Source organism: Pedobacter sp., from assembly GCF_965227205.1.
Lineage (GTDB): Bacteria > Bacteroidota > Bacteroidia > Sphingobacteriales > Sphingobacteriaceae > Pedobacter.
The window spans coordinates 109,472-133,464 of sequence record NZ_OZ245727.1; the positions used below are offsets into that span (position 1 = coordinate 109,472).

General features: G+C 34.7%; 17 protein-coding genes. 9 read left to right on the forward strand and 8 right to left on the reverse strand.

All coding sequences use genetic code 11. From position 1 onward, the window contains the following. Entirely contained in the window at positions 1 to 2,022 is a 2,022-nt protein-coding gene (locus ACO05K_RS00435) for a putative porin (RefSeq protein WP_421942504.1), read from the forward strand. A 52-nt stretch (positions 2,023 to 2,074) separates the two neighbouring features. On the opposite strand, the gene ACO05K_RS00440 is transcribed toward ACO05K_RS00435, so the two are convergent. Further along, positions 2,075 to 2,818 carry a porin family protein gene (locus ACO05K_RS00440; RefSeq protein WP_421942505.1) on the reverse strand — a complete coding sequence of 248 codons (744 nt, stop codon included), beginning with the start codon at positions 2,816 to 2,818 and terminating at the stop codon, positions 2,075 to 2,077. 273 nt (positions 2,819 to 3,091) lie between these two features. Beyond that, positions 3,092 to 4,273, reverse strand: a complete 1,182-nt coding sequence (locus tag ACO05K_RS00445) for an asparagine synthetase B (protein ID WP_421946264.1) — start codon at positions 4,271 to 4,273, stop codon at positions 3,092 to 3,094. Positions 4,274 to 4,770: 497 nt separating this feature from the next. Here ACO05K_RS00445 and ACO05K_RS00450 point away from each other — a divergent pair, with 497 nt between their 5' ends. Together ACO05K_RS00450 and ACO05K_RS00455 are read left to right on the forward strand one after the other, a co-directional pair. After that, on the forward strand, positions 4,771 to 5,229 hold the full coding sequence (locus ACO05K_RS00450; protein WP_290241904.1) for a peptidylprolyl isomerase: 459 nt from the start codon (positions 4,771 to 4,773) through the stop codon (positions 5,227 to 5,229). 73 nt (positions 5,230 to 5,302) lie between these two features. After that, the gene (locus ACO05K_RS00455) at positions 5,303 to 5,851 is read left to right on the forward strand and encodes a DUF5606 domain-containing protein (RefSeq protein ID WP_421942506.1); all 549 of its coding nucleotides are present in this window, start codon (positions 5,303 to 5,305) and stop codon (positions 5,849 to 5,851) included. Positions 5,852 to 6,098: 247 nt separating this feature from the next. On the opposite strand, the gene rlmH is transcribed toward ACO05K_RS00455, so the two are convergent. Then, positions 6,099 to 6,572: a 23S rRNA (pseudouridine(1915)-N(3))-methyltransferase RlmH gene (rlmH, locus tag ACO05K_RS00460; RefSeq protein ID WP_421942507.1), complete on the reverse strand. Its 474-nt coding sequence runs from the start codon at positions 6,570 to 6,572 to the stop codon at positions 6,099 to 6,101. A gap of 43 nt (positions 6,573 to 6,615) precedes the next feature. On the opposite strand from rlmH, the gene ACO05K_RS00465 reads away from it, so the two are divergent. Then, the gene (locus tag ACO05K_RS00465) at positions 6,616 to 8,430 is read left to right on the forward strand and encodes a MutS-related protein (RefSeq protein ID WP_421942508.1); all 1,815 of its coding nucleotides are present in this window, start codon (positions 6,616 to 6,618) and stop codon (positions 8,428 to 8,430) included. A gap of 71 nt (positions 8,431 to 8,501) precedes the next feature. Here the strand turns inward: ACO05K_RS00465 and ACO05K_RS00470 are convergent, their stop codons facing one another. Beyond that, on the reverse strand, positions 8,502 to 10,472 hold the full coding sequence (locus ACO05K_RS00470; RefSeq protein ID WP_421942509.1) for a DUF2075 domain-containing protein: 1,971 nt from the start codon (positions 10,470 to 10,472) through the stop codon (positions 8,502 to 8,504). Between the two features lie 49 nt (positions 10,473 to 10,521). Further along, positions 10,522 to 13,047, reverse strand: coding sequence for a PKD domain-containing protein (locus ACO05K_RS00475; protein ID WP_421942510.1), 2,526 nt, complete (start codon positions 13,045 to 13,047; stop codon positions 10,522 to 10,524). Positions 13,048 to 13,162: 115 nt separating this feature from the next. Between ACO05K_RS00475 and ACO05K_RS00480 the strand changes: the two genes are divergently transcribed. The 4 genes from ACO05K_RS00480 (at position 13,163) to ACO05K_RS00495 (ending at position 15,923) form a co-directional block, all read left to right on the forward strand. Next, a complete protein-coding gene (locus ACO05K_RS00480; RefSeq protein ID WP_421942511.1) occupies positions 13,163 to 14,500 on the forward strand; it encodes a GH1 family beta-glucosidase in 1,338 nt (445 codons plus the stop codon). A 44-nt stretch (positions 14,501 to 14,544) separates the two neighbouring features. Continuing rightward, positions 14,545 to 14,946, forward strand: coding sequence for a hypothetical protein (locus ACO05K_RS00485; protein ID WP_421942512.1), 402 nt, complete (start codon positions 14,545 to 14,547; stop codon positions 14,944 to 14,946). Positions 14,947 to 15,122: 176 nt separating this feature from the next. Continuing rightward, positions 15,123 to 15,443, forward strand: coding sequence for a hypothetical protein (locus ACO05K_RS00490; protein WP_421942513.1), 321 nt, complete (start codon positions 15,123 to 15,125; stop codon positions 15,441 to 15,443). A 48-nt stretch (positions 15,444 to 15,491) separates the two neighbouring features. Further along, the gene (locus ACO05K_RS00495) at positions 15,492 to 15,923 is read left to right on the forward strand and encodes a DUF2007 domain-containing protein (protein WP_421942514.1); all 432 of its coding nucleotides are present in this window, start codon (positions 15,492 to 15,494) and stop codon (positions 15,921 to 15,923) included. A gap of 318 nt (positions 15,924 to 16,241) precedes the next feature. Here the strand turns inward: ACO05K_RS00495 and ACO05K_RS00500 are convergent, their stop codons facing one another. The 3 genes from ACO05K_RS00500 to ACO05K_RS00510 form a co-directional block, all read right to left on the reverse strand. Next, a complete protein-coding gene (locus tag ACO05K_RS00500; RefSeq protein WP_421942515.1) occupies positions 16,242 to 18,524 on the reverse strand; it encodes an aconitate hydratase in 2,283 nt (760 codons plus the stop codon). A 191-nt stretch (positions 18,525 to 18,715) separates the two neighbouring features. Continuing rightward, positions 18,716 to 21,481 carry a bifunctional aconitate hydratase 2/2-methylisocitrate dehydratase gene (locus ACO05K_RS00505; protein WP_421942516.1) on the reverse strand — a complete coding sequence of 922 codons (2,766 nt, stop codon included), beginning with the start codon at positions 21,479 to 21,481 and terminating at the stop codon, positions 18,716 to 18,718. A gap of 415 nt (positions 21,482 to 21,896) precedes the next feature. Further along, positions 21,897 to 22,550: a polysaccharide deacetylase family protein gene (locus ACO05K_RS00510; RefSeq protein ID WP_421942517.1), complete on the reverse strand. Its 654-nt coding sequence runs from the start codon at positions 22,548 to 22,550 to the stop codon at positions 21,897 to 21,899. Between the two features lie 80 nt (positions 22,551 to 22,630). Between ACO05K_RS00510 and ACO05K_RS00515 the strand changes: the two genes are divergently transcribed. After that, a complete protein-coding gene (locus ACO05K_RS00515) occupies positions 22,631 to 23,980 on the forward strand; it encodes a TolC family protein (RefSeq protein WP_421942518.1) in 1,350 nt (449 codons plus the stop codon). Positions 23,981 to 23,993 lie beyond the last annotated feature (13 nt).

Here is a 23,993-nt window from a genome sequence, read left to right on the forward strand (position 1 = left end):
ATGCGTAAGGCAATTCTATTCTGTTTGGTTGCGTTGTTCTTCATCATTAAAAATGATGCAAGGGCACAGGATTTGAAAACAAACGTAGGTAATAATAAAGAACTTGATTCTTTGCGTAAGAAAGAAGAAGGTGAAAAGGATTCTATTGTTTACAATGCTAAGTACATAAAGTTTACCAAAATGGCTTTAAGTAAAGATAGCATTGTCTTATTGCCGCTAGATACTTCAACTTATAACATTCAAAATTATAGTCCGCTTTTGCAACCAAGGCACCCGGCTATTACTACGGGTAGTGTTGGGCAAGTAGCCAGACCTTTGCTTTACGAGCCATCCAGAAGAATTGGTTTTGATGTTGGTTTTCATGCGTTAGATTATTATGCCCTGAGTCCTGAAGATATAATTTATTATCAGGCAAGAGCACCGTACACCAGTTTGTATTTGGTAAGTGCCGGACAAAAAGAGCAGTATTTTAAAGCAACCCACAGCCAGAATATCAAGAAAAACTGGAATATGGGTTTGAACTTTAATCGAATGGATTCCAGAGGATTCTACAGCAGGCAAAGAGGAGATAATTTAAACATTGCGATATTCAGCTGGTATCAATCGCCAAATAAACGCTACAATATGTGGGCTTCTGCTATATTTAATACGCTCAGAGCTTACGAAAACGGTTCTATTCAGGCAGATACCATTTTTAACGACGGTTATTCAAAAATTGATAGAAAGGCTGAGGCAACAAGATTAACTACTGCCAGAAATATGTATAAGAAAAACACCTTGTTTGTAAAGCAGACCTATTATGTTGGCCGTATTGATAGTACCACAACAAACAGTTCGGTTTTGCCAACCAATAAGGTTACTTATACTTTAGAATATAATAACGATAGCTACGGCTTCTATAAAAACGAAGAAGATGATAATTCTGTTATTCCAAAGGCTTTAACTAAAAGTGATGGCTTACAGGATTTGTCTTTTACCAGCGATTCAACACATATTAAACATATTAAAAATGAGTTTGTGTATAGCTTTTTCCTTCGTCCAAAAAATTCATCGGTTATTAAAAATGAATTGAAGTTAGATGCCGGAATCAGACACGATTACTATCAATTTCAATCTTTAGGAAGCAGATCTAATGGTTCAACTTACAGCAATCGGGAATTTGCATTTCAAAATATGACGGTTGTTGGTGCGCTAGGCTATAGGTTTACAAGTAATATCGATTTTAACTTAGATGTTAATCAGGTTTTTCAGGGAAGAAACGCCGGCGATTTTTTATACGAAGCAAAAAGTAACATTGCGCTAAGTAAATCAATAGGTCGTTTACAATTGAGTGCTTATCTTCAAAATCAATCCCCATCAGAAATTTTTAATTTTTACGATGGAAATCATTTCATCTGGAATAATAACTTCCAAAATGTTAAAGTAGCCAATTTATCTTTTGCATATATAAATGACAAGTTAGGTTTAGAAGCCGGAGCAAAATATTTCTTAACCAGTAACTACTTATATTTTGGTACTGGTAGAACCATCTCAGGAATTAATGATATTGATATTAAACCATTGCAAGAAAAAGCAGATATTAGTTTAATTAGATTGGATGTTGCTAAAAAATGGCGGTTTGGAAAATTTCTGATTGAGAACTATTTGGCTTATCAAAAAACAGATAATAATGATGTTTTACGTACGCCAGAATTTTATACCTGCAATAGTTTTTCTTTCGATTTAAACCTTTTTAAAGTGCTAAAAACTAACATTGGTTTTGATGTGAGATATAATACTGCTTACGAAAATTACTCTTATTCTCCAGCTCTCGCTCAATTTTATGTAGGCGATGCTATCGCTCTAAAATCAGTTCCCGTAGTAGATGTATATTTAAAAGCGAATTTAAAAAGAGCAAATATTTTTGTGAAATACGATTATGCTAACCAAGGTTTATTATCTAACGGATATTATACTGTAAACAGATACCCAATGCCTGATGCATTACTTAAGTTTGGTTTAACCTGGAACTTCTACGATTAAAACAAAAAAGGCTTCGATTTTCATCGAAGCCTTTTTTGTTAGCTGTAGGTTTCTACAATGAGTAACCAATTGTAAATCCTAATACGCGATTTGATAATTTTGCATCACCTGCATTTGACCTGTTGTCTTTAGGAATTAAATTTGATAATCCTAAACCGTAGTTGGCGCCAAATTGAAATCCATTTGTAAATCTATAAGCTAAACCAAAGTTTGCACCAAACTCTGTTGAACTATAATTTTTATTTGATGCTGAACCAAAAGATAAGTCATTCTCAGTTGAAGAATTACTTGTTGCTGTTGCGCCTGTAGTATTATTACGGGTTGTTGTAGTTCCTTCCAATTTATTTTTTCCTGAAATATTGAAACCAACATAAGGTCCTGCAGAAACTTGAATTGCTCCAACATCTCCGGTAGGAATCCTGAATACTGCGTTTACAGGAACTTCAATATTCATTAAACTTGTTTTGTTTTCTGCAACAGTTGTGGTAGTTGTATTTCCTAATGTTATAACATCTGTAGATTGGAATTTAGCACCTTTGTTTTGAAATGATACACCAGGTTGAATAAAGAAATTGTTTGAAACACCAAAATCTCCAAAAGCTGTAACGTTAAAGCCTACGTTATCTTTTACATTATCGTTGTATGTCGAGCTTCCAGAAGTATTGCTAGCATGAAATCTTGCTAAGTTAACACCCGCTTTTAATCCAAATCTCGCAGAACTTCCACTCATTGTTGTCTGTGCAAATGCGCCTGTAGCTAATAATAATACACCTGCGCTTAATAGTAACTTTTTCATAATATTTTTCTTTAGGTAAAGAATCTTGTTTAAAATAATTTCCGAATAAATGATTCGGTGTTAATTACCGCCATCATTCCAAAAGCTATGCCAAAGTATTATTTATGTTACTTGTCTGTTAATTAAAATATTGGTTTACAGTATGTTTTAGTAGTAATATTTCTTTTTATTGTTGCGCTATAGCAGTATCTAGCACACAATATATACTGTATGTTTAAGTGGATTTTTAGTCTATTAAAGAATAATTAAACTGTTAAATAAAAATTAAAAAGACTAAGTTTTCTGAGGTTTTTTCTTAGCGGCAGGAAAAAGTACATTATTAAGTATTAATCGGTAACCTGCAGAGTTTGGATGTAGGTTTAAATCAGTTGGAGGGTCGCCAACGGCATGTTGATAATCTTCCGGATCGTGCCCTCCATAAAATGTAAACTGCCCTTTACCAATTTCTCCGTGTAAGTATCGAACTTCTGCAGCACCCTTGTTTTCGCCTAAAACGGTTACACTGGTTTTAATTAATCTTTTTTTGAAGGCAGTTGTTTGTCCCATAAAACCTTTAATAACTTTATCGTGGTTTTGGGTGAGCATGGTTGGAACCAAATCCCATTTTGCTGAGAAATCGAATAAGGTAAAAAAATCATTGCTTTCATTTAAACCTCTTCCATTTGTAGCGTCTATATCCGAAAATTCGTAATTCATTGGGTTATTATCGAGCTTAAAGTTTTGGAAAGCTAAGGTTTTTGAGAAATCTAATTTCGATTGCGCATTCGGGTCTGCAGCATCGCCATCAAACATTGCTGCACAAATATCTACACCTTCTGCAGCTAATGCAATATCGAAACTATCGGTGCCAGAACACATGGCAAACATGAAACCACCGCCAACACAATACTCTTTAATCTGTTTTGCAACAGCAAGTTTCATTTGCGAGACTTTTTTATAGCCTAATCTTTTTGCTAATGCTTCCTGATTTTTAACATCTTCCTGGTACCAGTTTGCAAAACGAAAAGACGACCAGAATCGGCCATACTGACCAGTAAAATCTTCGTGGTGTAAGTGTAACCAATCGTACTTGCTTAGCTTATCCTGCAAAATATCATCATCATAAATTACATCGTAAGGTATTTCTGCATAAGTTAAAACGAGGGTTACAGCATCATCCCAAGGTAATTTGCTTTTTGGAGAGTAAACCGCAATCTTCGGAGTTTTCTCAAGCTTTACCATTTCCATGTTTACGGATGGGTCACTGATTTCATTTAGCAGATTTATAACTTTTCCATCGGCAACTACTTCGTAAGAAACACCACGGATTTTGCATTCATCTTCTACTGTTTTATTATATTTTATGAGAAAACTTCCTCCGCGGTAATTTAAAAGCCAATCTACTTCAACCTGTTTGCTGATGGTCCAATAAGCAATTCCGTAAGCTTTTAGATGGTTCTTCTGGTCTTCATCCATATAAATTAATATTGATGAAGCTTTAACACCAAAGCTTAAAAGCAGAAAGAATATTAAAATGTAATGTTTCTTTTTAACGGCCATAATAACATAAAACACTAAAATACCTGATTTAGTCTGTTTCCGAAAATTTAATCGTGTTTGATGGGTTTTGTTTTTTCTGTGCGATAAAACTCTGTACCTAAACCCGACAGTAATGAAAATACTTTTAAAGGCAGCAACCTTGAATATTTTGTCATGCTGAGGAACGAAGCATCTGTAACCGATGAAACAGATTCTTCGTTCCTCAGAATGATAGAAGTTTTTAAAAGATTGTAATGAATGGCGGGGCTGAATAATCCGAAGAATTGCTTTACCGTTCGTTTTCGTATCCTTTTAAAAAAGATAATATAATAATTTAAAACTTTAAAGATGTTCTATTTATACAATTTTGCTATTTTTGCGCTTCCCGATTAGTTTTTATTAATTTTTGGGATTTTTTAATAAATAAAATTGATATGAGTAAAGCAATAATAAAAACCGAAAAAGGTGATATGACTGTTGAGTTCTTTGAAAAAGATGCTCCGAAAGCAGTAGAAAACTTTAAAAAATTAGCAAAAGAAGGCTTTTATGATGGTGTAACTTTCCACCGCGTAATTCCTAATTTTATGGTTCAAACTGGTTGCCCAAATTCTAAAGATGGCGCAACAGGAATGCCAGGTACAGGTGGTCCGGGTTATAAAATTGATTGTGAATTGGATGGCGAAAACCAATTTCACGATCGTGGTGTATTATCGATGGCACACGCTGGCAGAAATACAGGTGGTTCGCAGTTTTTTATCTGCCACAGCAGAACAAATACTGCACACTTAGATCGTAACCATACCGTATTTGGTAAAGCAGTTGAAAATGTTGATCTTGTTGATGATATCCGTCAAGGAGATAAAATTTTAACTGTAGAAATAATTGAAGACTAGACATTAGATTTGAGATGTTAGATTTGAGCTATTGTCTCATATCATGTATCTCATTTCTCAAATCTCAAAACATATGAATTTAAGAGGAATAGTTGCCGTTTCTGGCAGACCAGGTTTATTTAAACTTGTTGGACAAAATAAAGTTGGTTATATCTTAGAAAGCCTTGATGCACAAAAGCTAAAGGTTGTTGCAAATATTACCAATACAAAACTTGCATCGCTCGAAGATATTACCGTTTACGGTGAAGACCAGGAAATTAAACTGGTTGATGTGTTTGCAAAAATTACTGAAAAAGGTACAACACCTGATACAAAATCGGACACGAAAGTTTTACGTGCTTATTTTAACGAAGTTGCGCCAGGACATGATGAGGAGAAGGTTTATGCTTCAGACATGAAAAAAATCATCGGTTGGTATAACTTATTAAAAGATATGCCATTGTTTACTGAAGATACTCCAGAAACACAAGGTACACCGGCTGAAGTGAAACTATCTGAAGAAAAAGCTGCTGCTGATAAAAAACAGAAAGCTACAGGTGCTAAAGCTTCGAACGCGAAAGCAACAACTAAAACATCTGCTCCTGCTAAAAAAGCAAGCATGACAAGTAAAAAAGGAGTTTAATTCTCTTTTAATAAACAAGAAAGCCATTGCAATTTGCAATGGCTTTCTTGTTTAAATGGTTTTTAAAAGAAGTACCACAAAACAGCAATTACGACTGCAGAAATAGCTAAGCTAATCCATAAAACTTTATCGCTTCCTGATTGACGGCTTTTAAATTTGTATTGTCTTTTATATTTATCTAGTAACATAATCTTTTTTATTAATGATGTTTTTATATCGCTAATTCCACAAGATTAGCATTTGTTTATTATGCGTGATGATATGGTTCTCCCTTTAAAATACTAAATCCGCGGTACAATTGCTCAACAAAAAATAAGCGAATCATTTGATGCGAAAAAGTCATATCGGATAAAGATATTAATCCATTTGCTCTTTTGTAAATGCTATCATCAAAACCATACGGACCGCCAATTATAAATATTAAATGTTGCACACTACCTACCATTTGTTTATTTAGGTATGCAGAAAATTGAACTGAAGAATATTTTTTGCCTTTCTCATCCAATAAAATAACAACATCGCCATTATTAATTTGTTTGTGCAGCAGTTCTGCTTCTTTTGTTTTTTGCTGTGCTTCTGAAAGGTTTTTTACATTCTTAACATCGGGTATGGCAACAAAATTAAAGTGGATGTAATGCTTTAAACGGTTAATGTATTTATCAATCCCTTCTATTAAATATTTATCTTCTGTTTTGCCAATGGCGATAAGCGTAATCTTCATTTAATATTTTTCTATCTTTAGAATTTTTCGAGATTCAAATATAATGTTAAAAACACAAGAGCAGATAATTTTTGGTTACAGCCGAAGCATAGAACAGGTAAAAGACAAAATTGAGGGAACACAAAAACAACTTCAAAATTTTTCTTACTTAAGAATTGCTTTGTTTTTAGTTGAGATAGTCTTCTTCGTTTTACTGTTAAATTCTGAAGATAATATCTGGAGAACTGTGATTCAAATTAGTTTAATTATCCCGATAGTGATTTTTGCGATTGTAGTGAAAAAGCAAAGCAAACTGGATAAGGAAATTGATTATCAGAAACAATTGTTATGGGTTTATCAAAATGAATGGAACCAGTTAAAAGGCATAAAAAATGGTTACGATGATGGTGCTCAATATGAATCAGAGAACCATCCCTACACTTCTGATTTAGATATTTTTGGAAATGCCTCTTTATATTCTTTAATTAATAGGTGTTACACCAAAAAAGGCAAGGATGTTTTAGCCCAAAATTTATCGAATAATACTAATAGAGAAACTATTTTATCAAGACAGGAAGCTGTTAAAGAAGTTTTTGAACATATAGATGATACTTTCGACTTCAGGGCTAATCTGCATGGATATGATATTAATAAGATTGAACAGATAAAAGAACAGCTTGATAAACACTTAGGGAAACAACTGGCATTTGTTAGAAATAAAGCCATAACGCTTTATGTTAAAATAGTTCCGTTTGTTTCTTTATCCTTACTTATTGCTGCGGTATTTATAAACACTATTTTTTGGAATATACTTACTGCTTATTTGCTGATAAATGTTTCTATTAATATTTTTCATGGCTCAAAAATAAATAAGGTTTATTATAGCTTTAGCGGCAGCTCAAATCTGTTAAATGGTTATGCCGAAGCCATTAGCTGGACAGAAAAGTATAAATGGAGCAGTAGCTATATCCTTTCTTTGTTTTCTGCTGAAAAACCAGTTAGTGCTGAAATAAAAAGCCTATCGAAGATTATTCAGAATTTTGATGCCCGGTTAAATATTGTAGTTGCTACAGCACTAAATGCTTTTTTATTGTGGGATTTAAAATGTTGTATAAATCTGGAACAATGGCATAAAACTTCATCAAAAGATGTTGTTGCAGCTTTAGATCAGCTTGGCGATTTTGAAGAACTGATTTCTTTGGCTACGCTTGCACATAACCAACCTGAGTGGGTGTTTCCTGAAATAACCAATGAATTTACTTTGCAGGCTTTGGAAATTGGCCACCCTTTAATAGCGAAAAACATTCGAGTAAATAACGATTTTAATGTAGAAAATGAGCCAACTGTTGATGTGATTACAGGTTCTAACATGGCAGGGAAAAGTACTTTCTTAAGAACAATTGGAATTAATACGATTTTGGCTTATACAGGTGCACCCGTTTGTGCAAAGCAAATGAAACTTTCGGTATTTAAGCTTAACACTTACATGCGGATAAAAGATTCGTTGAATGAAAGTACATCTACATTTAAAGCAGAACTTAATCGCCTGAAAATGATTTTAGATAACGTTTCTAAATCTAAAGACACGTTTGTTTTAATTGATGAAATGTTAAGAGGGACAAACAGTCGCGATAAATATTTAGGCTCGAAAGTTTTTGTCGAGAAATTAATCGCAGAGAAAACACCTGCTCTTTTTGCCACGCATGATTTACAGTTAGCCGATTTGAAAAACGATCATGAAAAAACACTCAGAAATTTTCACTTCGATATTCAAATAAATAGTGGCGAAATGAAATTTGATTACAAGCTAAAGCAAGGCCCATGTTCTACTTTTAATGCGGGTATTTTATTGAAGGAAATAGGGTTGAGTTTGGAGTAGAATATTTTAGCGCTTTTAATTAATATCGAATTGAAGTAATTGATTTAAAATTTTTGTTAGATGTAGATGAATTATAAAATTATAAGGCCACACTGTTTTAAATATTCATAAGTTTCGTCGTAATATTTTTTCGGCCTAGTTTCGTCTAAATCATCAACGGCGGGAACAAAAATTATCATTCCTTGCCTTGCTCTTGTCAACAAAACACGATATGAATTTAATAAATAATTTTTAGCAGAATCTTGATTGATTTTTTGCCATTTAGAGCCTTTAAAATTCTGATAATTCCATTGATTGTTGCCGTGGAATAAATTGATATCCCAAGCAACGCATGTAAAATCAATTTCTAAACCTTGAATATCAAATTCTGTTGCAACTTCTTCTAAATAGTACGATGAGCGAACATCGTTTTGTTGATTTAGAAACCAATTTGAGGGCTCAATTTCGTTTTTTACATTTATTCCTTCCGCTCGTAATCTGCGCCCACCAGAGCTTGCTACAATGCCAATTCGTTCTGTCCCTTTGGCTTGCTGTTTAATCCATTTTTTTGCTTTACTTAAATCTCTTGTTAACAAAATTGGATAGTTCGTTTTGACTGTATCTAAAATTTCTTTTGCTTTATTTGGTTCGTTTTCTAAAAGATTTTGAATAAATGATGCAATTTTTTCACTTCTAAAAGAGCGAAGAGAAACAGCCAAATGCAAATCAGCCTCTTTGGTTCCATTTATTTGAAGCCAATCTAAAAGTAGCTTATCATTTAGATAAGTTGTTTTTTCACTTAAGATTTTGTCTGAATAATATACATTCCAATTTGGATATTTATGTTTTAAGGAATTAATCCATTCCGAAACGCCTGCCTCACCTGTATTAATTTCCTGCCCACCACCAATTAAGCAAACTATAGTACACCAATCTTCATGGCGATTCATAACACTAATTAAATATTCAGGTTCAGACATTTCAAAGTCATCGATTCCTTTCTTGGTTTTCATAAACTTTGAAACTTGTTCTTTTTGCCAAGCTCTTTGAGCTTCGTCAAACACTACAACTTTTTCTGTTGGTGCTTTGTCAGTGTTCAAGTTATCATCTCTAAAATGATGAATGTTTTGAATAAACGCTTTTGCTTTGCGTTCAGCATCAGTTCGTTTCAATTTTTCTCCATTATCTTTAGCTGTTTGAACTGAGTCTCGAGTCAATGCCTCTCGCAGAACATCTACCAGTGGACCATTGCCAGAGAGGAAAACTGAATGCTCAGTTTCGTCTGCCTTAAGCCTTTCGTTTGCAATGTTCAAACCTGCAAGCGTTTTGCCCGCACCAGGAACACCTGTGAGAAAACAAATTGATTTTTGCTTATTAATCTTTGCAGCTTCAATAATGCTATTAATTGCTTTTGAAGTTCGTGAAAGATTTATTGCTCCTGAATCGTTTCTGGAAATTTCTTGAACATTGTGTCCTTTGTAAAGTGCTTGCGCTGCTTCGATAATTGTTGGTGTTGGCTTATATGTGCTATTTTCCCAATCAGAAATATTAATATTTTGTGTTACTGTGATATTCTCTAAAATACTTTTCAAATTGATATCGAAATTTTCTGAATTGCAAAGAATACAATTATCTAAACGCATTGCGCTATGAATTTCGTTTAAAATGTTTGGTGCCTTTGTAGCAACTAAAATCGGAATAATTGTTTTGCCGTGACTACCTTCATGAAAATTTAATAAGTCAAGACAATAATCTATAGTTTGATATTGAGCATCTTTTGTATATTGAGTATCTCCAACTTTGAACTCTATTACGAAAATCAAATTTTTTATAATTAATATATTGTCAACTCGTTTTCCCATGCGAGGAATTGAAAATTCAAAATAGATTACCCCATCAATGTTTTTGAGCCACGTTTTTAAAAAATCAATTTGTTTAAGCCATGCATTTTTTTGCTGATCTTCAAGATCGTGCTGATGTTTTTTTGCAAGTTGCCCAAAAATTGAATTTTTATCTTCTGCTAAAAAGAACTGTGTTGTATTTTGATAATAACTTCTCTTCATTTTCCATTTTCATTTCTTATCTGATTGCGATTTTGTTTTATTGCTAAAACTACCTCATCAGCATAACTGAGCCAGAATATTTTACGTTTTCATTATTTAGTGTGGTACCAAGTATTAAATAATAATAAACACCAACTGGTAAATCATTGCCTTTAAAAGTACCTTTCCAGTTATCGTAAATATTATCGCTTGAAAATACAACATTTCCATACCTGTTAAATACTTGAATTCTATATCTTTTTAAGTTGGTAATGCCGACTACAAATTCATCATTAATTCCATCTCCATTTGGCGTGAAAGAATTTGGAGTAAAGATAGAACCTTCTTTTTTTACTAATAAATCACCTAAAAGGATGCTGTTAAAACAACCGTTTTTAGAAAACGCAGTAAGTTTTATTTTGAATAATCCATCTGTTTGATAGGTGTGTAAAGGGTTGGTTTCTGTTGATGTTAAGCCATCTCCAAACTCCCATTCATAAAAATCTGCATCAGTAGATTTATTGATAAAATTAATTGGCGCAGGAATAGAATATTTCCCGTTAAAACCCGGTTCGGTATAAAAATTTGCAACAGGGATTTTTGCAATTGGCGGAATAACCAAACTTGCAATAACCGGACTACAACTACCAGATGTTAGGGAAACTGTGTACGTTCCTGCTTGATTGAAATTAGTAATTGGTATTTCTATGGCACTAGTTGTCGCGGTAAAATTATTTGGGCCAGTCCATTCATAAGTTATGTTATCTATTTTAGGTACAGATAATTTTATAACATCGCCTAAGCAAAATAATGGTTGGTTTACAGAAATTACTGGAGTTTCAGGTTTTACTTCAACCAATAAATCGATGGTTTTCGTAGCTGTACAACCATTTGGGGTTTCTATTGTTAAAGTTATACTTCTTAAACCTGGGGTTAAGTAAGTAATTAGTTTTCCGTCATTTGCAGCAATGGTATTACTCCCAACTCCGTTGCCAAAATTCCAGTTTATTTTGGTGTAGTTTTTTGAAGAATTTACAAATGAAAAGCTTTGATTTTGCTCGCACTTATTATTAGTCACTATGGAAAAATCTGCTTCAGGTTTTAAATCTACAGATAGAATTTCAATACTGTTTTCCGGACTAATACAATCGCCAACCTGTATAAATAACTTGTAAATACCTTTGTTTTCTGGCCCAGTGATTGGTATGGTTGGGTTTCTAATTGCCGATACAAATCCATTCGGACCAGTCCAATGATAGGTTGCAAGATTTACAGCAGGAGTAGAAAGCTGAAGAACATCTCCCTGACAAAGATTTACAGAGGAAGCCGTTATGGTTGGTTTATCAGGCGTTTTTGCAACGATAAAACTTTGAGTTGTTATCACATTACATCCGTTATCGGCTTTAGCTTCAAGCACCACAACTTTTTCTCCCGGCGTGCTGTACGTAATAGTAAATGGACCATCTGTTGTAGCAGATGTAATGCTTGCGCCTTCGCCAAAAGACCATTTTAAAGAAGCGTAATTTGTTGCATTACTTTTAAAAATATAAGCCTGGCTATCCGTACAAGGATTTAGCTTGTCGACTAAAATTTCTGCACTTGGGCCAGCGAAATCTGCCGTTCCATCAAATTCTATGGTAAAGCCATTGTTTCCGCTAGAGAAATTATCGATTAAAAGTGCATAAGTATGTCCTTCAACTAAATCAACATATTTAACAAAACCATTTTGTGGAGTAATTGGGCAACCAGAACTTTCAGTTAAATCAGTTTCAGTCATACTTAAACCAGTTTTGTAATAGCTTGGTGTACAGGTTACGCCACTACCTGCTGCACAACGTATGGCATTCGCTGCATTGATTTTGCTGCAATCTCCATCCACACCTAAATCATAAAAAACCCAATCAATATCATTCGTAGTTACTGATGGTGTAATAACAAATGTTAAACTACCTGCTTTCGAAGCTTTGAACAAATACCATGAAGAATTTGATTCTGTTCCAAGACAAGTACCAGCAGATTCCCGGTTGTTACCACCAGAACCAGTAACATTTAATTGCGTGAACGATTCTTTTGAACATAATATCGAGGCAGAAATACAATCCTGACCAGCTTTGATTGGTGGAAAATAATTATCAACGCATAACTTAAAAGTTCCGGTATTATCGTTTGCACCACTTACTCTGATATAATATTCCTGCCCAATTGTTAAAGCACCTTTATAAAGCGAGGTAACGTTGTTAGAAGTAAAACTCGTACCAATCATTTCAGAAATTCCGGTAGTGTTTGGCTCGAAAGTATATAATGCTACAAGCGGCGTTATTAATGTATTCGTACTTGCAGCATTTACTTGGCCGGTTACAGAAATATTAACATCGTATTTTGAAGCTGTAAATTTAAACCATACATCTTTTCCTGTAGCCAACCAACCCATAGGTTTGGCGTAAGTATTGGTTTGGGTAGCTTCTAAGTTGCTGTATGCAGCATCGTCGGTACAAAAGGCAGTGGTATTTGTTATTTTTATAGCATTAGCAATTTCATCATTAATAGGCGGCGCAGATTTAGCCCACGTTTTAAATGAGAATAAAAGGGTTAACAAAAAGAGAGGTAGAAAGCGCATATCGTAAAACTATTAAAAAAAATCCTTTTAGATAATTAAGATAGTTAATGATTTGTTAATATTAAACTTGCATCTTGATGCAAGCTATTTAAACATGATAAAAGCTTCTGATTTTGGTAAAGATTTTTTGTGGGGTGTGGCTACTGCTGCTGCTCAAATAGAAGGTACATCTGATATGTACGGAAAAGGTCCGTCTATTTGGGATACTTTTTCTGCAAAAAGCGGTAAAATCAAAAAGGGACATAAAATAAATGTTACCTGCGATTTTTATCATCGATTTAGAGAAGATATAGCGCTTGTTAAAATTTTAGGATTTAAAGTTTTCAGATTTTCAATCGCCTGGACAAGAATTTTGCCTTTAGGTAGGGGAGATATCAATGCAGAAGGTATTAGGTTTTATCACAATGTGATTGATGAATGCTTGGAAAATGGAATTACACCTTACATCACTTTATACCATTGGGATTTACCACAAGCTTTAGAAAACGAAGGCGGTTGGACAAGCTTTAGCATCAACGCGGCATTTAATACTTTTGTTAGTATTTGCGCAATTGAATATGGCGATAAGGTTAAAAACTGGCTTGTAATTAATGAGCCTTTTGGTTTTACGTCGCTTGGTTACATGTTGGGTGTACATGCTCCAGGAAAAACTGGCTTAGGTAACTTTTTTTCAGCGGTTCATCATACTGCTTTGGCACAAGCCGATGGTGGGAAAATTCTTCGTGCAGAAATTAACAGGGTAAATATTGGTACAACATTTTCTTGTTCAGAAATTTTGCCTTACTCACAAAGTGATAATGATATTTTAGCTGCTGATAGGGTAGATTGCTTAATGAACAGGTTATTTGTAGAGCCAACTTTAGGTTTGGGTTTTCCTACAGCCAATTGGGATGTTCTAGAAAAATTTCAAATTGAATATGGAACCTGGCGACACATGGATAGGTATAAATTCGACTTCGATTATATCGGTTTACAAAACTATTTTCCGCTGACGGTGAAGTATAATGCATTCATTCCGGTTATTCAGGCGTGGGAAGTTAAAGCCAAGAGCAGAAAAAAACCTCATACGGCAATGGGTTGGGAAATCAATGCAGATAGTTTTTATAATATCATTATGAAGTTCGCTGCCTATTCAAATATTAAAAATATTTTCATTACCGAAAATGGAGCTGCATATCACGATAAGATAGTAGATGGAAAGATAAATGATGAAGAGCGGATAGAATACTTCAATTTATATCTTGATGCTTTATTGAAAGCTAAAAATAACGGAGCTCCTGTTTCTGGTTACATGGCGTGGACATTAATGGATAATTTTGAATGGGCCGAAGGTTTCAATGCCAGATTTGGACTGGTTTATAATGATTTTAAAACCCAGGAAAGAACTATAAAAAATTCTGGCTATTGGTGGCAAAAGTTTTTAAGTATGTAGCGTTTTCTACAACTGTTTCGTTTTTTAATTAAATTGAAACCTATATGAAAACACATTCCTATTCCAAATTCTTTATACTGATATTCTTCTTTTTGGTAAGCTTAGTTTCTTGTACCGAAGAAGATTTAAAAGGCTCGAAATTTGATGATGAACAAGAGCTTTCTAAACTGAAAAGTGAAATTCAAAAAATCTCAGATCAGGTTGTTTGTGATAATGCTGCCGATTGGAAAATTGTACCGATTGGGGCAAAAGCTTGCGGTGGTGCAAGTAGTTTTATTGCATATTCGATAAAAATTGATACCGTAGAATTCCTTAAAAAGGTTGATAATTATAATAACAAGCAAAAAGCATTTAATGTAAAATGGGGAATTGCATCTGATTGCGCTGTAATTGTAGGTCCAAAATCTATTACCTGCGAAAATGGGAAGCCAAAATTAAATTACTAAAATATTATAAATATTTATTTAGACTTAATCTAAATAATGTATATTTGAATGTTGATTTGAGTAATCAATATTATCATTTGGTTAGTTTTTTAAGCCCTGTCTACCTGTTCTAAATCTGAACAGGTAAATCAGGCACTATTAGAAACTAAATGTTAAACTTTCTTAATATACATTTTATGTGCAAAACCATTGTTCTCGCTCAAAATCAAAACGTTACCATCGCTCAATGTCATAACTGTAAAATTTTAAACATCTGGCGTTCGGGTGTGTTGATGAATTTTTCTTTCGATCAGTTTAAAATTTTTCATCAGTCAACTAAAAATCTAAATTTTGATGATTACCTGGAAAACAGACCTGATGGTAAAGAAGTCGTTATCTTATCAACTCCGTTTCCGGATATAAGCCTAGTTTTTACCAGAACAGAATGGCAGGAGTTTTTTGAAACTATTGAGGAAGCAAATTATATGCAAAGTGTTTATCAGTTGGTGCACAGTTAATTGAAAACTTAATTCTTAGTTTATCACATTGATAAGTATATTTAATCAATGAATGATAAAACGATTGTTTACGCCACCTACTATAGCCCGATTGAAGCAAATATTATTAAAGCCAGACTAGAAGATAGTGAATTTTCTTGTTTCCTTGCAGATGAAAATATATCGACCATTAGTCCATTATATAATCAGGCTGTTGGAGGTATTAAACTAGTTGTTTTTGAGCGAGATGTTGATGCTATAAATAATTTGTTAGCTCAGGATTCCTCAATCCAAAATGAACCCGAGTTTGAAGATTATACTCCTGAAGAAACAATTGGAGTAGCTTGCAAAAATTGTAACTCAATTAATGTGAGTTATGGTTTAGCAACGAAGCCAAAGCCTAGAAGCTGGCTGAAAATAATCTCATTTTTACTATTCTATATGCCTGTAATGGCAGATAAATGTTACCATTGTTATGATTGCGGTCACGAATTTGAATAGAATCTCCATTCATTAAGTTTACCTAAGTTACCTAAACCCGGTAGAAGCGGTAATACTTTTTGGTGCACAATCTTAATTAAAGGCAATACCGTTAGCAAAAAGATTAAGGCGAATAACGGGACTTTCGAAACCGAAGAATTACTGAAATTGCTTTTCAATTAAAAAAGGCTGTATTATAAATACCTAATGTCATCCTGAGCATGTCGAAGGACTTGTAAAATTTGCCTTAGAAGGCGTTTCGACAAGCTCAACGTGACATGTTCTACGGATAAACTGATTTATAATACAGCCTCTCTCTTGTTTTGTTGTTAACCTAACTTAAGCTTGCTCAGCTTTCGCAGCTGCTTCAGCTCTGATAATGTTTAATGCACCGCCGGCTTTAAACCAATCAATTTGCTGTGCATTATAACTGTGGTTTACCGGGAATTGCTCTTCAGTTCCATCTGAGTGATGCAAAACCAAGGTAAGCGGTTGACCAGGCGTAAATTCAGTTAAACCTAAAATATCAACAGTATCATCCTCAAGGATTTTATCGTAATCGTCTTTATCGGCAAACGTTAAGCCTAACATACCTTGTTTTTTAAGGTTAGTTTCGTGAATACGGGCAAATGATTTTACCAGCACGGCACGCACACCTAAGTGACGAGGTTCCATAGCGGCATGTTCACGAGATGAACCTTCGCCGTAGTTTTCATCGCCAACTACGATAGAACCTAAGCCTGCTGCTTTATAATCTCGTTGTGTAGCTGGAACCGGGCCATATTCGCCAGTTAATTCGTTTTTAACGTTATCAGTTTTATCGTTAAAGTAATTTACCGCACCAATTAACATGTTGTTAGAAATGTTATCTAAGTGACCGCGGAACTTTAACCAAGGACCAGCCATAGAAATATGGTCGGTTGTACATTTACCTTTGGCTTTAATTAAAAGTTTTAAGCCTTTTAAATCTGTACCTTCCCAAGGTGTAAATGGTTCTAATAATTGTAAACGATGAGAAGTTGGAGAAACTAAAACTTCAACGTTAGAACCATCTGCAGCAGGCGCTTGAAAACCAGCATCCTCTACAGCAAAACCTTTTGTAGGTAATTCATATCCGGTTGGCGGATCTAATTTAATTTCCTCGCCTTTATCATTCGTTAAAGTATCTGTTAGCGGGTTGAAACCTAAATTACCCGAAATTGCAATTGCAGCAACCATTTCTGGCGAAGCCACGAATGCAAAAGTGTTCGGATTACCATCGGCACGTTTAGCAAAGTTTCTGTTAAATGAATGTACGATTGTATTCTTTTCAGCTTTTTCTGCACCTGTTCTATCCCACATACCAATACACGGTCCGCAGGCATTGGTGAAAATTGTAGCATTCAAATCTTCGAAAGTTTTTAAATAACCATCGCGGTCGGCCGTGTAGCGCACTTGCTCAGAACCTGGGTTAATGCCAAACTCTGCTTTAGTGGTTAAGCCTTTTGAAATTGCCTGATTAGCAATAGATGCTGCTCTTGATAAATCTTCGTATGAAGAGTTTGTACAAGAACCAATTAAACCCCATTCTACTTTTAAAGGCCATCCATTTTTCTCTGCCTCGGTTTTCATTTGAGAAACCGGAGTAGCTAAATCGGGTGTAAAAGGACCGTTTAAATATGGCTCTAATGTATCTAAATCAATTTCGATAACCTGATCGAAGTAGTTTTCCGGATCTGCGTAAACTTCATCATCACCAGTTAAATATTGTTTTATCTTATTAGCTTCATCTGCAACTTCATTTCTATCTGTAGCACGTAAATAACGTTCCATACTTTCATCGTAACCAAAAGTTGATGTAGTTGCGCCGATTTCAGCACCCATATTACAAATGGTACCTTTACCTGTACAGCTCATAGAAGTGGCGCCGTCACCAAAATATTCTACAATTGCACCTGTACCACCTTTTACAGTTAAAATACCTGCAACTTTAAGAATAACATCTTTAGCAGCTGTCCAACCGTTTAATTTACCGGTTAACTTAACACCAATTAATTTAGGGAATTTTAGCTCCCAAGGTAAGCCTGCCATAACATCGCAAGCATCGGCACCGCCCACACCAATTGCGACCATACCCAAACCACCTGCATTTACAGTGTGTGAGTCAGTTCCAATCATCATTCCCCCTGGGAAAGCATAATTTTCTAAAACAACCTGATGAATAATACCAGCACCCGGCTTCCAGAAACCGATGCCATATTTATTTGATACTGATGATAAGAAATCAAAAACCTCGGCACTTTCAGTTCTTGCATGAGGTAAATCTATTGCAGCACCTTCTTTAGCTGTAATTAAGTGATCGCAATGAACTGTAGAAGGAACAGCCACTTTAGGGCGGCCAGCCTGCATAAATTGTAGCAATGCCATTTGCGCAGTTGCATCTTGCATAGCAACGCGATCTGGTGCGAAATCTACATAATCTGTTCCACGAGAAAATGCTTTCTTAGGATCTCCATCCCAAAGGTGAGCATATAATATTTTTTCAGATAATGTTAAAGGTCTGCCTACTATTTTACGGGCCGCGTCTACTCGGGTACCAAAATTAGCGTAAACCTTTTTGATCATGTCTATGTCGAAAGCCATACTTTATATTTTTAAATTATTGTTAGTTGGAACGCTATCTAAATTAAACAATTTTTAAGACAGTTGTTTTTCAGATATGTCAAATTATTTTTATTTAAAACCATTCTATGCAACTTTTTACATAAAAAAGAGGCTTCCGTTTATTTGGGAAGCCTCTTGACATTATTAACAAATATTAAGTTTATTTGTTCTTATAGTTTTGTAGAAACCGGAGTAAACTTTGTTAAGTTGATGCCTTCTACTGCAACTTTATATTCTTCGATACTTGGAATGCGACCTAAGATTGCAGAAAGAACTACTACTGGCGTAGATGCCAACAACGATTCTCCTTTTTTGCCATCTTTATCTTCTACCACACGACCTTGGAATAAACGTGTTGAAGTAGCCATTACCGTATCGCCTTTGGCTGCTTTTTCTTGGTTACCCATACATAAGTTACAGCCTGGACGCTCTAAATACATGATGTTTTCATATTCAGTACGTGCTGCACTTTTTGGTAGGGCATCACTAAATTCAAATCCTGAGTATTTTTGTAAGTATTCCCAATCGCCTTCAGCTTTTAACTCATCAATGATATTGTAAGTAGGTGCAGCAACAACTAATGGAGCTTTAAATGATACACTGCCATTTGCTTTTTCAACATTTTTCAACATTTGAGAAACGATTTTCAAGTCGTCTTTGTGTACCATGCAAGAACCTACGAAACCAAGGTCTACTTTTTTATCGCCGCCGTAGAAAGTTAAATCTCTGATGGTATCATGCGTGTAGCGTTTAGAAACGTCTGCATTGTTCACATCCGGATCGGCAATCATTGGCTCGTTGATTAAATCAAGATCAATAACTACTTCTGCGTAATATTTTGCGTTATCATCTGGCATTAAAGCTGGTTTAATACCTGTCTTAACTTCTTCAATACGTTTGTTTGCTTTGTTAATCAATCCTTGAAGCACCTGGTTATGGTTGTCCATACCTTTGTCTATCATAATTTGGATACGATTTTTAGCAATTTCTAAAGATTGAATTAATGTATCATCTTGAGAAATACAGATAGATGCTTTAGCCTTCATTTCAGCAGTCCAATCTGTAAAAGTGAAAGCTTGATCGGCTAATAGAGTTCCAATATGTACTTCAATTATACGACCTTGGAAAACGTTCTCACCATCGAACTGTTGCAACATTTGTAATTGCGTAGCATGAACAACATCACGGAAATCCATGTGCTCTTTCATTGCACCCTTGAAGGTTACTTTTACTGAATCTGGAATTGGCATTGAAGCTTCTCCTGTTGCCAAAGCTAAAGCAACTGTTCCAGAATCTGCACCGAAAGCAACGCCTTTAGACATACGCGTGTGCGAGTCACCACCGATGATAATTGCCCATTCATCAATTGTGATGTCATTCAAAACTTTGTGAATAACATCTGTCATTGAATGGTATTCGCCTTTAGGGTCGCGAGCAGTAATTACACCGAAATCATTCATAAACTTCATCAATTTAGGAATGTTAGCTTGTGCTTTTTTATCCCAAACCGAAGCGGTATGACAACCTGATTGATAAGCTCCATCAACAATTGGAGAAATAACTGTAGCAGCCATTGCCTCTAATTCTTGAGCCGTCATTAAACCTGTAGTATCCTGAGAACCTACGATGTTTACTTCAACACGAACATCAGAACCTGCATGTAAAACTTTACCTTGAGTTAAGCCTACTGCATTTTTGTTGAATATTTTTTCTACAGCTGTTAAACCTTGTCCTTCAATAGATACTTCTTTTGCCGGAGCAAAAACTATTGGTGCTTCTACACCTAAAACTCTGGCTGCAAAAGTTTGAATTTTTTTACCAAATACGATAGCATAAGAACCACCTGCTTTGATAAATTCCATTTTTTGAGGAGTTAAAGCTTTTGAAATATCAATTAGCTCTTGCTCGCCGTTATATAATTTTTTAGTTCTTGTATTGATGGTAAGAACCGTACCTGTTTCAATTGAATAAACTTCCTCTAGAATAGGTTCGTTACTTTCATTACGAATTACGTTACCGTTTTCGTCTGTTTTCTTTACCCAATTTTTAAGGTCGATACCAATACCACCAGTTACATCAACTGTTGTTAAGAAAATTGGCGAAATTCCATTTGTTCCACCAACAATTGGAGCAATGTTTACAAACGGAACATAAGGGCTAGAACGTTTACCTGTCCAAAGTGCAACATTGTTCACACCCGACATACGTGAAGAACCCACACCCATAGTGCCTTTTTCGGCTACAAGCATTACGCTTTTATCTGGATGTTGCGCTTGTAACGCTTGAATTTGCTGCTGAGCTTCAGGAGTAATCATACACTTACCATGCAACTCACGATCTGAACGAGAGTGCGCCTGATTACCCGGTGATAATAAATCTGTAGAAATATCACCAATACCAGCAATAAAAGTTACCACTTTAATTTCTTCAGCAACTGCAGGCAATTCAGTAAAAAACTCTGCTTTAGCGTAGCTTTCTAATATTTCCTTAGCAATTTCATTGCCGTTGGTGTAAGCATCTTTTAAGCGATCTGTATCCGCATCGTATAAGAAAACTTGGGTTTTAAGTACATCAGCAGCTTTATGAGCTTTATCTCCATTATCTGCCAATGCGATATCTAATAAAACTTTGATAGAAGGTCCACCCTTCATATGTGATAGCAATTCAAAAGCGAAATCTGGTGTGATTTCTTTTACAATTGATTCACCTAAAATAATCTCTTTTAAAAATTGCGCCTTTACACCTGCTGCTGCAGTAGTACCCGGTAAGGTGTTGTATATGAAAAAATTAACGGATTCTTCTCTGTTGAAATTATTTACATTTTTGATTTGATCGATAATTTCACTTAATAATTCAGCACCATCAATAGGTTTAGGATGAAGACCTTGGGTTTTTCTGTCTTCAATTTCCTGGATATAATCGTTATAAATACTCATCTTAGATATTTTATTCTTATTGCTATAAGTTGGTGAAACAAAATGTACGCCTACTTTCTGCCTAAAGAATTACTGTTTTCGTGTATTAATTTGTGTTGGTTAGCCAAAAAACAATGTTTTTTGAGTCAAAACAAAAATAGCAAAAAACAACCTTTAACCGCAATTTACGCAGGCAATTAAGCAATTTGGAATTGTTCTAAACTACGAAAAATCGGTGTAAATATCAAGTCATAAATTAGCCATAGAAGTGTATTCTATAGCGTAGCATAATTGAATTTTAATAAGGGTTATGTTGTTCGTTAATGAACAGTCGTGTTCAATTACGGACGGATGATTTTAAGATTGATATCTAAAAATTGTTGTTTTTAAATCAATAGTAGATGATTGTTAATAGTGGCACAACAATGGCTAGCCGCTACAGTGATGAAAAAACGAAACCTTTATCAGCAAAATATTTTAAAACACGAGGTAATGCATATTCCAACCTGTCGAAAGCTTTTAAGCTATCATGGAAAACAATAATAGAGCCATTTCGCGTATGTTTTATAACGTTCTGATAACATTTTTCAGGAGCAAGATTGATGTCGAAATCGCCACTAAGTGTATCCCACATGACGATTTGAAGTCTACAGTCGGAAGTCAGAAGTCTGGAGTCGATTTGATTTAAAACTAAAGACTTAAGACTACGGACTTGGGACTTTTTTATCCTTCCATAAGGTGGGCGAAAAAGATTAGTTTGAGTAAGTTCCTGGCATTTCAGAAAATTATTTACATAGGTTTCATCATCGGTAATCCATCCTTTTAGGTGATTAAAAGTATGGTTTCCAATCGCGTGCCCGTCGTTTTTTACACGTTCAAAAACTTCGGGATATTTTGAAATATTATCACCAATACAAAAGAATGTCGCTTTAGCATTAAAGGCTTTTAAAGTTTTTAATACAAAATCTGTAACATTGGGTATAGGTCCATCGTCAAAGGTTAAATAAATAACTTTTTCCTTTCGGGATTTATTCCATAATAATGATGGATAATACCATTTAAGCAGAAGCGGCGATTTAACAAGGTACATTGCCTTCAAAGGTAATAATTGCCTCGATAGATTGAAATTATTAAAGTTGTTTATATAGATTTGAAAAACAAATTATGAAGATGTTTACCACAAACAAGTTAATTACCGGTTCTGCATTATTGTTTGCATTGAGTTTTAGTCAAAATGTTAAAGCTCAAGATGTTATTACCATTGAACAAGCAGTTGAAAACACACTTAAAAATAACCTGAATATTAAACAGGCAGCATTTAGTGCTTCAATTAGCGAAGAAGATTTACGTCAATCGAAAAACGCTTTGCTACCAACTGTAAATGGAAGTATTAACCAATCAATGCAATGGGGTAGAAGTCAGCAAGTTTCGGGTTTGTTTGAGAACACCCAGAATTATAACTTAAATCCAAATGTTAATGCAAACGTTTCGCTTTTTGGCGGTGGTACAAAAATTAATCAAATTAAACAGAATAAGTTTTTATTAGATGCAAGTAAAACCAACGTTGATAAAGTTAAAAACGATTTAATTTTACAGGTAGTTACCGCTTATCTTCAGGTTTTAAATAATCAGGATCAGGTTAAAGCAACTCAGCAACAATTAGAAGTTGCTAATGCTACATTAAAACGTGAGCAGGTTTTGTTAGATGCCGGAACAAAAACGCTTGCAGATATTTCTCTTGCAAAATCTCAAGGCGCAACTGCAGAATTAAATTTAACAAATGCTCAAAATCAATTAGCGGTTTCATATTTAACTTTAGGTCAGTTAATGGAGATTCAACCTCCAATGACATTTAAAGTTCAACCTCCATTGGTTAACGAAATTGAAAATGTAAAAACATCTTACATACCTGATGATATTTACAAACAGGCGATGGAAACTTTTCCGGATATTAAATTAGCCTGGAACTACACAAAAGCTGCTGAAAAAGCTGTAAATGTTGCAAAAGGTAGTTTCTTCCCTCAAATATCCTTTGGTGGAGGTTTAGGTTCTGCTTACTACTACCAGTTTAATGCAAGCCAGTTCCGTGCAAATTCAAGCCTGACAGATCAATTGGCTGATAACTTCGGAAAGTTTGTGAGCATGGGAATTCAGGTTCCGATTTTTAATGGTTTTTCTACGCGTTCAAATGTCCGCAGAGCAAAAATTACATTAATGCAACGCCAAACTGATGAAGCTTTGGCAAAAAACAATTTAATAAAAGTAATTAACCAGGCAGTGGTTGATTTAACTGCTGCGAAAAGTAGATATACTTCGACTCAAAATGCTTTTCTGGCTCAAAAAGACGCATTTTATGCAGTTGATTTAAGATACGAGCAAGGCTTAGTTAATTCTTTAGATTATAGTACTGCTCAAACCAACAGAAACAGAGCGGAGATAGATTTCATTTTAGCTAAATATGATTTAATTTTCAGGGCTAAAGTAATTGATTACTATTTAGGCAAGCAAATAACTTTTTAATAGATAAATAAAG